Source organism: Litoreibacter sp. GN1-5, assembly GCF_055693805.1.
Genome location: NZ_JBVFUP010000001.1, coordinates 1,133,076 through 1,145,495, shown reverse-complemented (window position 1 = coordinate 1,145,495; position 12,420 = coordinate 1,133,076). Strand labels below are relative to the sequence as shown.

The window sequence follows — 12,420 nt, the reverse complement described above, 5'->3', positions numbered from 1 at the left end:
GGACGATACTCAAAACGCAGCCGCAGGACAAAATCCTGCGGCTGTTTTTGTTTTAGACCTAAAGCCTGCGTTGTTGCGGATCCAGCGTCACGGACCATAGCTCTGTGTCGCCGCGATCCATTAAGCGAACGGTCATTTGTTCTGTGGCGCCATCAATATCGACTAGCCCAAAGAATTGCAAGCCAGCAGAGGGGGGCAGGTTCGCGCCTTGTTCCTTGGTTGGGGCTTTGAAGAACTTGACCTCCGGGCCGAATGTGCCGTCCAGACCGTTAGGGCCGAACGTGCCAGCATGTATCGGGCCTGAGACGAATTCCCAGAACGGTTCGAAATCCTGAAACTGTGCTTTGTTAGGATCATAGTAATGGGCGGCGGTGTAATGCACATCGGCGGTAAACCAGACGGTATTGGTCACACCCGCGGTCTTGATGAAGCGCAACAGCTCTGCCACTTCAAGTTCACGCCCTTTGGCAGCACCGTTATCCGCGTTCGAAATTGCCTCTGCACCGGTTCTTTCTTTGCTATTGTCCCAAACGATCAGGCCAATGGGCATGTCGGACGCGATAACTTTCCACGTGGCCTTTGAGGCTGCCAGTTCGCGTTTGAGCCAGGCCAGTTGCTCGGCCCCGAAGATGCGGGAGGTATCGGTCATTTCGGTCTCGGTCGAGGCGCCGTTTGGTCCGCGATAGGATCGCAAATCGATGAAGAACACGTCCAGCATTGGCCCGTAGTTGATCTTGCGATAGACACGTCCGGGCTCGGACGGGGTGTAGCGGATCGGGGTCATCTCGTGGAAGGCGTGCCCTGCGCGGGCAGCTAGCACATGGATGGATTTCTCGGAATAGCGATCATCCGAGATCAGGTCTTTTGAATCGGACCAATTGTTGACGATCTCATGGTCATCCCATTGAAAGAAGGTCGGTACGGACGCGTTCATGGCCTGAACGTGACGGTCCATCAAGTTGTATTTCCATTGTCCTCTGTACTCGTCCAGGGTCTCGGCCACTTTGCGTTTCTCGTTGATGATGGTGGAGTTGATCCATTTGGAGCCATCGGCCAGCTCGACCTCATCTTTTAGCGGCCCATCCGCATAGACCGTGTCGCCGGAATGAATGAAGAAATCGGGTTTGTGTGTGGTCATGGTCGCGTAAGTCACCATGCCCTCATCATCGATGCCCCAGCCCTGACCGGCGGTATCCCCGGACCAAGCAAATTTGACCGACCGGCGTGAGGCAGGTGCTGTGCGAAACTGGCCAACCAGTGGCTCAGAAACAGCATTGATGTCAGTCAAATCGTCAGCTGTGAAACGGTAGAAAATGTCCTGATCCGCAGGCAATCCGTCGATGAGCCGTTTTACGGCAAAGTCGCTGCCCGGCAATGCGTCCAGCGGGGCCAGTTTGCGGGCGTCTGCAAAACTTTCAGTGCTCGAGACTTCAACCATCACGCGGGCAGGGCGGTCTGTTCTGGTCCAGATCATGCCTGATGACATGTCGATATCCCCTGACTGCACGCCATGACTGAAGACGGGCCGGCTGGCTGCGCGGGAAATTGCAGGCATTGCAAGGCTGGCGCTGAAAGCCGTGCTGGTTGCTAAGAATCTGCGTCGGGTCGGGTGGTAAAACTTGCTCATGGTAGTGCTCCCCTGGATATGATGATCTTGGTTTCACGTCTGCCAAAGAGACATTCTTTAGTTACGGCTGGGTGTCGGACATATGATGCTTTAATGACGGTCAAGTGTCAGTGCGGGTAATACGAAAGTTCTAAGACTACTGTATCCGCTTGCGAAAAAATGAGACCAGATGTTTCATAACAATACAGTAAGTCTGAATTTTTCAGATGTGTAGTTAAGTTGGAAAAACTATAAGAGCGGGCTGTAATATTATGATTTTGTGATGTTTTGTAAAATTCACGCGAAGTTTACGGCCTGTGAACGGCGTTCAATGGCGCACATGGTCTGTTGATAGGTAACGAATTGTCTTTAAGATGTAACAAAAGGAATTAATTCTAGGTAGACCACTCAAACATGGAGTTACGTGAAATGAAGTCTTTTGTCCTTGCTGCCGGACTTGCGTTATCTACGACCGCTGCTTTCGCTGAAGCCGAGAAATACACCCTTGATCCGAGCCATAGCCAAGTTTTGTTTAACTATAATCACCTTGGGTTTTCCACGACATATGGGATGTTCTCGGGGTTTGAAGGCGAGATTATGTTTGATCAGGCCAACCCTGAAACATCCAGCGTTTCTGTCTCGATTCCCGTTACCTCAATGTTTACTGGCTGGGAAAAGCGGGAAGAGCATTTCCTAACTGAAGATTTCTTCGGTGCAAAAGAGGGGGACATGGTCACGTTCACATCAACCTCTATCGAGGTGACAGGCGACAACACCGCCAAGATCACCGGTGATCTGACGATGAATGATGTGACCAAATCCGTTGTTCTGGATACGACGCTCAACAAAGCGGACACGCATCCTATGCAAGAAAAGCCATGGATCGGCCTTGATGCGACAACGGTTCTGACTCGTAGCGATTTCAATCTGGGCGCATTCGCACCGGCGGTGAGCGATCAGGTTGGCATTGCTGTCTCTATCGAGGCACAGAAGGCCGAGTAGACTTCGGCCCCTGTCCCAGCTTACTTAGAAAAACCCCTGACGCCGCAGAGGCAGTTCAGGGGTTTTCCTTTTAGGGGATTAACTTCGTGCCTTTGGTGGGGTCGCCATCCGTCAGCGCGCTGTTTGTTGACACGCCTCCGTGGCGCGCCTACCGATAGGTGAGTTCAGGAGCTTGGGGGGAGAATGACGGCCAATTTGACAGCAGCGGTGATCGGTCTGGGCTCCATGGGGTGGGGCGCGGCAGTGTCGCTTTTACGGGCTGGTATCGTGACGCAGGGTGTAGACCTGCGGTTGGATGTTTTACAGAAATTTGAACGGCAGGGCGGGCGGGGCTACGGCTCTGCCGCGCAGGTCGCAGATGATGCGGATGTCGTCTTTACCTTTGTCGTTAATGCCGATCAGGCTGAGGATGTGTTGTTCGGTGATCAGGGGGCAGTTGCAACAGCGGCGCAAGGCACGGTCTTTGTGACCTGCGTAACAATGCCGCCGGACCGGGCGATTGGCATCGCGGATCGTTTGCATGAGGCCGGAATGCTGGCCATCGACGCGCCGGTTTCCGGGGGATCAATCAAGGCCGAAGCGGGTGAGATGACGATCATGGCGTCTGGTCCTGACGCTGCATTTGACAAGGCAGCCCCAGCGATTGAGGCAATTTCGACCAAAGTCTTCCGGCTGGGGGATGTGGCCGGGCCGGGGTCTCAGGTCAAGATGATCAACCAATTGCTGGCCGGTGTTCATATTGCCGCTGCGGCCGAGGCGTTGAGCCTGAGCGCAAAGATTGGGCTTGATCTGAAAACGGTGCATGAGGTCATTCAGGACTGCGCAGGAAATTCATGGATGTTCGGCAACCGCGGTGCGCATATAGTGGCAGGGGATTACACGCCCCATTCCGCTGTGGACATCTTTGTCAAAGACCTTGGCATCGTAACCGGTACAGCGGATGCGCTGGCTTTTCCAACACCCCTGAGCGACACGGCTTTGGCTTTGTTTCATGAAGCCGCTGCCGATGGGCTGGGCGGTGAAGATGATGCAGCCGTGGCAAAAGTTCTGGCCCGCAAAGGTGGTGTGCGTTTGCCCGGTGATACGGGATGAGCCTCTATCTGGGATGCATCGCAGATGATTTCACCGGAGCTGCTGATCTGGCCGGGCTTTTGGCGCGCAGTGGGGCGCAAGTGAACCTGCGTATCGGGGTGCCAGAGGGCCCACCTGCGGACACGGCCGCGTTTGAGGTCATTGCCCTGAAATGCCGCACCGCTGCGGTTGAGGATGCCGTGGCTGAATGCCGTGTTGCTTTGCGATGGTTACAGGATGGCGGGGCAGAGCGGTTCTTTTGGAAATACTGTTCAACCTTTGACAGCACGGCACAGGGCAATATCGGTCCTGTGGCTGAGGCGCTGATGGATGATCTGGGGTGCGATCAGACGATCTATTGTCCGGCCTTTCCTGAAAATGGCCGAGCGATTTTTATGGGCAATCTCTTTGTGGGGGAACAACCTCTGGCGGAAAGCCCGATGAAAGATCACCCCCTGACGCCCATGCGCGACAGCAACCTGATGCGACTGCTTGTGCCGCAGGTGACGCGCCCGGTTGGCCTTGCCAACAGGCTGAGCGTCGAGAAAGGCGTAGACGCATTGCAGGCACGTCTGGCGGCGCTGAAAGCTGACACTGTGGCCCATGTCGTGGTTGATGCGGTGTCGGATAATGATTTGCAGATTATTGCCGAGGCCTGCCGGGATATGCCCCTTATGACAGGGGGCAGCGCTTTGGCGATGCCTTTGCCCGCGCTTTATATCCGGGACGGTGCTTTGCCCGCCGAGGCGATCAGGACGGTGCGTCCGGCCTTTCCTGAAAATGGCCCCGGTCCGATTGTGTTGTCTGGCAGTTGCTCTGCCATGACCCGTGCGCAGGTTGCGGCGTATTTGCCCGATGCACTTGGGTTCCGACTGGACCCTGTGGAGCTGTCAGAGAGCGGGGAAGAGTCCGCGTTGAACTGGTTGAAGGCGCAGCCTTTGGAAGCACCGAAAATTCTGTATGCAACGGCAGACCCGGCGGCGGTGAAGGCCGCGCAGGACGCTTTGGGGACTGCCCGTGCCGGGCAGCTTGTTGAGGATGCGCTGGCGGCTCTTGCTGTGGCCGCACGTGATCTGGGGTATCGCCGGATCGTTGTGGCGGGGGGCGAAAGTTCAGGTGCTGTGACGAAAGCCCTGGGCGTGTCGCAGATGCAGATCGGGGCCGAGATCGCGCCAGGCGTTCCGTGGAGCTTTGCCCGTAGCGGTGGCCACACCATCGCATTGGCGCTGAAATCCGGGAATTTTGGGTCCGAGACCTTCTTTGCCGATGCTTTTGCCAAGCTGGAGCCGTCATGAGCGAAGACGCCAAGCTGCGCGAAGATATCTGCATGCTTGCGGCCTCGATGTATGATCGTGGGCTGACGGGCGGCGCATCGGGCAATATCTCGGCGCGTCTGTCTGATGGCCGGTTGCTGGTTACGCCAACCGGGTCTTGCTTTGGCAGGCTCGACCCGGCGCGTCTGGCGGTGCTGGAGGATGGCGCACATATCTCGGGCGATGCGCCGACGAAAGAAGTCGCCTTGCACACGGCTTTCTACGACACGCGCCCCACGGGCGCCGTGGTGCATCTGCATTCCTGTCATTCCGTGGCGTTGTCGATCCTGCCCGACACGGACCCGGACAACATGCTGCCGCCGATCACCGCATATGGGGTGATGAAGCTGGGCAAGGTGGCTTTGCTGCCCTATTTCATGCCGGGCGATCCGGCGATGGGCGAGGCGGTGCGCGGTCTTGCGGGCAAGCGTAGCGCGGTTGTGCTGGCCCATCACGGACCGGTCGTTGCAGGCAAGGACATAGAGGCCGCATGCTATGCCATGGAAGAGCTGGAAGAGACTGCGAAGCTGACCCTGATGACCCGTGGGATGTCGCCGACGCTCCTAAGCGATGCGCAGGTGCAGGGGCTGGTGCGCAAGTTTGATGTGGCTTGGGATGACTAGGTTTTCCGCCAATCTGGGGTTTCTGTGGACCGAGCTGGATTTGCCAGATGCTATCCGCGCGGCGAAACGGGCTGGGTTTGATGCGGTGGAATGTCATTGGCCTTATGATGTCGATGCGGCACGGGTGAAAGCCGCTTTGGATGAAACCGGTCTCGCGATGCTTGGCCTGAACACCCATCGCGGAAACCCGGGCGAGAATGGCCTGTCAGCTTTACCAGGGCGCGAGGCCGAGGCCCGCGCGGCAATTGATCAAGCACTGGCTTATGCGGATGTGGTGGATGCCGGCGCTGTGCATGTAATGGCCGGGTTTGGGCAAGGCGCTGCGGCGCGCGCGGCGTTTGTTGGCAATCTGCGCTATGCCTGTGATGTGGCCCCACATCGGACGATCCTGATAGAGCCGCTGAATGCCCATGATGTGCCGGGGTATTTTCTTGGAACGCTTCAGCTTGCCAGTGATGTGATTGCAGAGGTGGCGCGCGATAACCTGAAGATCATGTTCGACTGCTACCATGTGCGCTGGACCGAAGAAGATGTTGGTGCGCAGTTTCAGGCAGTCTTTTCACAGATCGGCCATGTGCAGTTTGCGTCCTACCCGGACCGCACAGAGCCCGATCAGGGCAGCTTCGACTACGCGCCAATTTTCCGCCAGCTTGCCGATCTGGGCTATGACCGCCCCCTTGGCGCTGAATACCGCCCAAAAACCAGCGTCGAAGCCGGACTTGGGTGGATGGAAACGCTGCGGGTTTGAAACGTGAGTGGTGGATTAAGCGGTAATGCCCGGTCGTGTCTCGGGCGGGGTGGGTGGCGCGTGTTCCACCTGTTGAACGTCAGGTGATTTTCAGCTTCACGTCACAAACTGCCCCAAAAATGAGAGAACCGGTAAAGCTGACCTTCAAGCGGATTGCGGCAAAGGTCTTAAAAGAGCCCTTTTTAACCGATGCTGCACGATGCGCCAACGTCAGCATTGTGCTGAAACAATCTTCAGCCACGCTCCGAGAAATCGTCCCTTGTGCTTTATAAAAAGTGCGTTTCAATTGCCCTATACGAAAAAGTCGCCGAGATATAAGGGGCAACAGTTGTGTCATACCGCTTATGAACAGGCAGGGCAGCGAAGAAACTAACATCAAGGTCGCTAAAAATCGTTGTAACCAACCCCTTCGGCCCAGTCGTCAAGATACCGAGCAATCCATTGTGGAAACGTAGCTGCCAAATGAGATGTTTCTTCGTCACCAAGCCTCCAATAGTGGATTGGTGCTGTCGGCACCGTTTCTTTTCTTAAGTCGGTTGTGTCAAAACAGAAAATGTTACCACCGCCATCGATACCAATCGCAATCAAATGCTCGGGCATGCCTCCGTCGACCGATTCTTCCGTCGCTTTCACCACTATCTCGGGTGCGAAAAGTTCCGCAAGATCAGGCATATCTATCTCACGAGCAAGGATGTTATGCAAAAGAGCTAGCGTTGCTGAAGCAGCACCGGCAGCACGAACCTGCTCGCTGTAATCGCTTGGAAACTTGATGTTCAACCGGGTTTCAGCAGTCTGTAATGATGTGAGAAGCACCGGTTCGGGCCGGGAAGCAGGATGACACCATCTGTCCACGAAGTTAACTAATTCCATCAAAGCGCTCCCGGTTTTCGCCAATACGAATATGTACCCAATGAGTACTCTTAAGACAACAAGGCCCGGTCTGGTTTGTCGCGGAGCTGGATGCAAACCCTGGAACCATGAGCTCGACCCTCGTTAGGCTTTTGCGTCCGAGTTGATCGGTCACTTAGCTTCGAAAACGACGGTATTTGGCGCGAGTATTTGATCAGCAATAACAGTGTGCGGTAGGAAGCAGTCATTGGTTTAGCCGCAGCGAAAGTCGGCAAAGTCCCGCACACCTGACCTTAGCTACTCAACCGCTTCGGTGCGAAAAAGCCACTTTAGGGCCGGTGTAGCAATCGCAGCCGCTCCCAACTGTACCAGCACAAACATTGCGATATGCGCTGGATCAATGCCCGCAAAGGTGTCGCTGAGGCCGCGCGCGATGGTCACGGCGGGGTTCGCGAAACTGGTGGAAGAGGTGAACCAATAAGCCCCGGTGATATAAAGCGCCACAAGTGCGGGCACTGCATCCGGGCGTGACCGCAGGCCACCAAAGATCACAAACAAGAGCCCGAAAGTTGCAATAGCCTCGGAAAACCACTGGCTTGATCCGGTCCGGGCGGTGGTCGAGAGTTGCAGGATCGGCAAGTCGAACATTGCGTGGCAGGCCCAGACGCCCAGAATGCCGCCTGTAATTTGGCACAGCACATAAAAACCCGCGCGAGGCAGGGGGATTTCCCGGCGGATCAGAAACGCCAGTGTAACCGCCGGGTTGAAATGCGCGCCCGAAACAGGCCCAAGCGTTGTGATAATCGCATAGAGCATGCAGCCCGTCGCAATTGCATTTGCCAGAAGGGCAAGGGCGACGTTTCCGCCAGCCAAATTCTCGGCCATGATGCCAGAGCCTACGACGCTGATCAGCAGCAGTGCTGTGCCCAGAAATTCTGCAACATAGAAACGGGTCATGGATCGCTACTATATCCGATGCGCAAGGTTGATGGTTTCAAAGCTTGGGCCCCCAATATTCCGGCACATTTTCTATGAAGGTTGCGTAACAGATTTATGTCCACGCCGTCAGTCAAACATATCCCGCAGATCAACGGTGGAGTTCACGTTGATGTCGCCCCAATGATTGCGCAGAAACGTCTCGGCTGCATCGCGCCCCGATTGTTTGAGTTTGCGCAGCACTGGTGGGGTTGGGATCAGCTTGGTGGCGACACTGAGCTGGTTCATCAGGTCGTCATCGGCCACCATATGGATCAGAACATTTTTCATGGTGCCGGGGTTGATGCGCCCGTCAGAAAGCAGGCGGCGCACGAAATGGATGGCGCGCAATTCGCGGAACAGGGAGCCGTTGAAGCTGATCTCGTTGATCCGGTTCTGGATTTCCTGCGCGCTGCGCGGCAGGTTTTCGCGGTGCAGCGGGTTTATGTTGACAATCAGGATGTCGTCGGGCAGCTCGGGTTCGAATAGCGGGAACAGGGCAGGGTTGCCCATGTAGCCGCCATCCCAATAGGATTCGAGCCGCCCTGTGGCCGGATCGTCAATCTCGACCGCCTGAAAAATGGTTGGCAGACAACCAGACGCGAGGATCGATTCGGTCGAAATCGTGTCATGCGAGAATATGCGGATTTTGCCAGTGCGTACATTCGTGGCGCAGATATAAAGCTCTGGCCCATCCATGGCGCAGACGCGATCAAAGGAAAACTGCTCAACGATGTTGCGCAGGGGGTGCGCATAAAACGGCCCATAGGCATAAGGTGACGAGATACGACTGACCGCATCGATTGCCATGAACATGGGGGAGTGCTGGACGGCATGGCTAACACTGCTGATGTTGACGCCGCTCATCCAGCCATCAAGATATGTGTGATCCGCCGCGCCGATTTCACCCCAAAGCCATTCCAGCTTGTCCTTTGCGCCCTGATGCCCGCCATCCAGCAAGCCAGATTTTACCGCAGCCCCGTTCAGTGCGCCTGCAGAGGTGCCGGAAATGGCCGCGATCTCTAGCTTGTCTTCCTCTAGCAGCCGATCCAGCACGCCCCAGGTATACGCCCCATGGGCGCCACCGCCTTGCAGGGCCAGATTGATGCTCTTGCTTTTGGATTTTGCCATGTTATGCGCCCAGATTTTCGAGGGTTAATATGTGCAATTTGCTTTTGGTAAACTGCCTTGCCCGGCCCATTATAATGCGGTCCACCCGCCATCGACACTGATCGTTGTGCCGGTGATCTGCGTGGCCGCGTCTGAGCACAGGAAGGTTGCAACACCGCCAAGCTGCTCGGTCGTGGCAAATTCCTTTGAGGGCTGACGTTCCAGCATAACCTCTTTGATAACCGTTTCGCGGTCCATGTCATATTTCTTCATCGTGTCGGGAATTTGCGATTCGACCAGTGGGGTCATCACGTAGCCGGGGCAGATGGCATTTGCTGTGATCGGTTCCTGTGCGGTTTCCAGTGCAACCACTTTGGTCATTCCGACCACACCATGTTTTGCCGCGACATAAGCCGATTTATAGGGCGAAGCTGTCAGGCCATGGGCCGACGAGATATTGATGACCCGTCCCCAACCGGCCTTACGCATCATTGGCAAAGCCGCCGCTGTGGTATGAAAGACCGAGGACAACATGATTGCGATAATGGCATCCCATTTCTCGGTCGGAAATTCGTCAATTGGGGCCACGTGCTGAATACCGGCATTGTTGATGAGAATATCCACTTGGCCAGCTGTTTCGATCAGCCGCCGCGCGTCTTCACCTTTGGAGAGATCAGCCTGAATATAGCGCGCTTCATTCCCGGTGACGCGGGTGATTTCATCGGCCAGAGCGTGATCTTCCTTATTGGCCGTGTAGGAGTTCAAAACGACATTTGCCCCGGCTTTCGCCAGCTCTTGGGCTATCCCAAGACCGATACCAGAGTTAGAGCCAGTAATGACGGCAGTTTTTCCAGAGAGCGGCATGAGATACCCTTTCGCTTATTTATCTGTTGACGGCACTTTATATGCTGCAACTGCAAAGAACAGGGCAAGTTCCACACGAGCTTGTGACAATACCACGGCAAGGCCAAAAAAAACGCCAGCACGAAGCTGGCGTTAAGTTATTGAGGCAGGTTTCATACAGGCAAGAAACCTATCGAGCAGTGCCCTCTTTATAAGCAACAGATTGCCCGCCGCCAAGCTAAAAGTTTGAAACTGTTAGATTCCCTCGGTAAGCTTGTGGATAACATCTCGGGCACAAGAGGGAATATTATAAAAATGAAACAAGTTTTGTCCCAATCATTGCGTGGCGCGGTCATTTTGATGCTGATTCCTATCGCCGGATCAGCTTTGGCAGAGCCAAAACATGGCATAGCTATGTATGGGGACCCCGCCTTACCACCGGATTTTGTGTCGCTGCCTTATGCCAATCCGAATGCGCCGACAGGCGGGCGTGTTGTTGTTGGTGAGGTCGGCACTTTCGATTCTCTGAACCCGCATATCCTGAAAGGACGCGTTCCGTGGCAGCTCCGCTACCTTGCTTACGAAAGCTTGATGGGACGAAGCTATGATGAACCTTTCACGCTATACGGTCTTCTGGCCGAATCGATAGAGACTGATTCCACCCATAAATGGGTCGAATTTACCTTGCGAGAGGAGGCCCGATTCTCGGACGGGAGCCCCGTGACGGTCGACGATGTTATCTGGAGCTATGAGATACTTGGCACACAAGGCCACCCCCGCTATCTGAGCGCGTGGGATAAGATCGAGAAATCTGAGAAGACAGGCGACCGGTCGGTCCGCTTCACCTTCACCGAGCAAGACTGGGAACTGGCTCTGATCATGGGCCTGCGTCCGATCCTGAAAAAAGCGCAGTGGGAAGATAAAGATTTCACCCAAAGCGGGCTGACGGAAATTCCTATTAGTACGGCCCCTTATGTGGTCGATGATTTTGAGGCAGGGCGGTTCGTCTCGCTGAAACGCGACCCGGACTATTGGGGTAAGGATTTGCCATTTCGCAAAGGTACGAATGTTATCGATGAGGTGCGGATGGAATTCTTCGGCGATGCGACCGCCATGTTCGAAGCTTTCAAAGCCGGTGAGCTGAACACCATCCGCGAGACAAATACAGCGAAGTGGGATCAGCAATATAATTTCCCACGCGTGCGCTCTGGCGATGTGATCAAGTCAGAAATCACCCATGAGCGGCCCTCTGGAATGACAGGGTTCGTGATGAACACCCGCCGTCCGCAATTTCAGGATTGGCGTGTGCGCGAGGCGCTGATTCAGGCGTTCAACTTCGAATTCATCAATCAGGCTTTGAATGGTGGGGTGCAGCCGCGCATTACGTCTTATTTCTCGAACTCAGATCTGGCGATGCAGCATGGCCCGGCAGAAGGCAAAGTGGCTGAACTGTTGGAGCCTTTCAAAGCTGATTTAGCGCCCGGTACGCTGGAAGGGTATGACCTGCCTGTCTCGAACGGATCGGAACGCAACCGCAAAAACATTCGCGGCGCGACCAAATTGCTGGAAGAGGCCGGTTGGGTAGTTCAGGATGGTAAGCTGAAAGATGAGGCCGGCCAGCCTTTCGCCTTTGAAATATTGCTGGAGACGGGGTCTTCCGAGAACCAGTCGATTATCAATATCTATCGGGAAGCGCTGGAGCGGCTTGGCATTTTCCCGAAAGTGACTCTGATCGACAAGGCGCAGTATAAAGAACGTACTGATGCATATGATTTCGACATGACCTATTTCCAGCGTGGTCTGTCGCTGAGCCCTGGCAATGAGCAGACGACCTATTGGGGCTCAGACACAGTCGAGACACCCGGCGGGCGCAACCTGATGGGTATCGCGTCGCCTGCGGTTGATGCGATGATCAAAGAAATACTTACATCTGACAATCAGGAAGATTACGTCGCCGCTGTGCGCGCACTGGACCGTATTCTGACCGCCGGGCGCTATGTCATCCCGCTATGGTATCTGGACCGAAGCATGCTGGTCCATGATAAAGAGCTGAAATATCCTGAAAAGCTGCCAATCTACGGCGATTTCATTGGCTTTCATCCCGATGTCTGGTGGTATGAGGAAGGGTAGGGACAGTGCGATGAGCAGACCCCTCTGTTACATCGTACTTGGGTAAGATTGTGCATATCGCCGCCCAAAAGTTTGATAGAGCCGAGATGGAAAAGGTTTTGAACGCCTAAAACCAACTCAGAAACAGTGCGTTGCATCTGCAACTCTTGA

General features: G+C 55.1%; 12 protein-coding genes. 7 read left to right on the top strand and 5 right to left on the bottom strand.

All coding sequences use genetic code 11. The annotated features are described in order from the left end of the window. Nucleotides 1-58: 58 nt before the first annotated feature. Entirely contained in the window at nucleotides 59-1,627 is a 1,569-nt protein-coding gene (locus ACZ1HF_RS05905) for an alkaline phosphatase D family protein (RefSeq protein ID WP_472656630.1), read from the bottom strand. A gap of 408 nt (nucleotides 1,628-2,035) precedes the next feature. Here ACZ1HF_RS05905 and ACZ1HF_RS05900 point away from each other — a divergent pair, with 408 nt between their 5' ends. From ACZ1HF_RS05900 to ACZ1HF_RS05875, 6 genes are all read left to right on the top strand, one after another. After that, nucleotides 2,036-2,608 (top strand): YceI family protein, encoded by a 573-nt coding sequence (locus tag ACZ1HF_RS05900; protein WP_472656629.1) that lies wholly within the window; start codon nucleotides 2,036-2,038, stop codon nucleotides 2,606-2,608. Between the two features lie 183 nt (nucleotides 2,609-2,791). Then, nucleotides 2,792-3,700: an L-threonate dehydrogenase gene (gene ltnD, locus ACZ1HF_RS05895; protein WP_472656628.1), complete on the top strand. Its 909-nt coding sequence runs from the start codon at nucleotides 2,792-2,794 to the stop codon at nucleotides 3,698-3,700. After that, nucleotides 3,697-4,974, top strand: a complete 1,278-nt coding sequence (otnK, locus tag ACZ1HF_RS05890; RefSeq protein ID WP_472656627.1) for a 3-oxo-tetronate kinase — start codon at nucleotides 3,697-3,699, stop codon at nucleotides 4,972-4,974. The genes ltnD and otnK overlap by 4 nt, the downstream gene beginning before the upstream one ends. Next, nucleotides 4,971-5,615 carry a 3-oxo-tetronate 4-phosphate decarboxylase gene (gene otnC / locus ACZ1HF_RS05885; RefSeq protein WP_472656626.1) on the top strand — a complete coding sequence of 215 codons (645 nt, stop codon included), beginning with the start codon at nucleotides 4,971-4,973 and terminating at the stop codon, nucleotides 5,613-5,615. The genes otnK and otnC overlap by 4 nt, the downstream gene beginning before the upstream one ends. Beyond that, nucleotides 5,608-6,363 carry a hydroxypyruvate isomerase family protein gene (locus ACZ1HF_RS05880; protein WP_472656625.1) on the top strand — a complete coding sequence of 252 codons (756 nt, stop codon included), beginning with the start codon at nucleotides 5,608-5,610 and terminating at the stop codon, nucleotides 6,361-6,363. The genes otnC and ACZ1HF_RS05880 overlap by 8 nt, the downstream gene beginning before the upstream one ends. A 53-nt stretch (nucleotides 6,364-6,416) precedes the next feature. Further along, nucleotides 6,417-6,635 (top strand): hypothetical protein, encoded by a 219-nt coding sequence (locus tag ACZ1HF_RS05875; RefSeq protein WP_472656624.1) that lies wholly within the window; start codon nucleotides 6,417-6,419, stop codon nucleotides 6,633-6,635. A gap of 112 nt (nucleotides 6,636-6,747) precedes the next feature. On the opposite strand, the gene ACZ1HF_RS05870 is transcribed toward ACZ1HF_RS05875, so the two are convergent. The 4 genes from ACZ1HF_RS05870 to ACZ1HF_RS05855 all read right to left on the bottom strand — a co-directional run bounded on the left by ACZ1HF_RS05870 (nucleotide 6,748) and on the right by ACZ1HF_RS05855 (nucleotide 10,161). Then, entirely contained in the window at nucleotides 6,748-7,233 is a 486-nt protein-coding gene (locus ACZ1HF_RS05870; protein WP_472656623.1) for an SMI1/KNR4 family protein, read from the bottom strand. A 276-nt stretch (nucleotides 7,234-7,509) separates the two neighbouring features. Beyond that, nucleotides 7,510-8,169, bottom strand: coding sequence for an aquaporin (locus ACZ1HF_RS05865; RefSeq protein ID WP_472656622.1), 660 nt, complete (start codon nucleotides 8,167-8,169; stop codon nucleotides 7,510-7,512). A 108-nt stretch (nucleotides 8,170-8,277) separates the two neighbouring features. Then, nucleotides 8,278-9,318: a patatin-like phospholipase family protein gene (locus ACZ1HF_RS05860; RefSeq protein WP_472656621.1), complete on the bottom strand. Its 1,041-nt coding sequence runs from the start codon at nucleotides 9,316-9,318 to the stop codon at nucleotides 8,278-8,280. Nucleotides 9,319-9,387: 69 nt separating this feature from the next. Beyond that, nucleotides 9,388-10,161, bottom strand: a complete 774-nt coding sequence (locus tag ACZ1HF_RS05855; protein WP_472656620.1) for a 3-hydroxybutyrate dehydrogenase — start codon at nucleotides 10,159-10,161, stop codon at nucleotides 9,388-9,390. A 294-nt stretch (nucleotides 10,162-10,455) separates the two neighbouring features. Between ACZ1HF_RS05855 and ACZ1HF_RS05850 the strand changes: the two genes are divergently transcribed. Continuing rightward, nucleotides 10,456-12,270 (top strand): extracellular solute-binding protein, encoded by a 1,815-nt coding sequence (locus ACZ1HF_RS05850; RefSeq protein ID WP_472656619.1) that lies wholly within the window; start codon nucleotides 10,456-10,458, stop codon nucleotides 12,268-12,270. Nucleotides 12,271-12,420 lie beyond the last annotated feature (150 nt).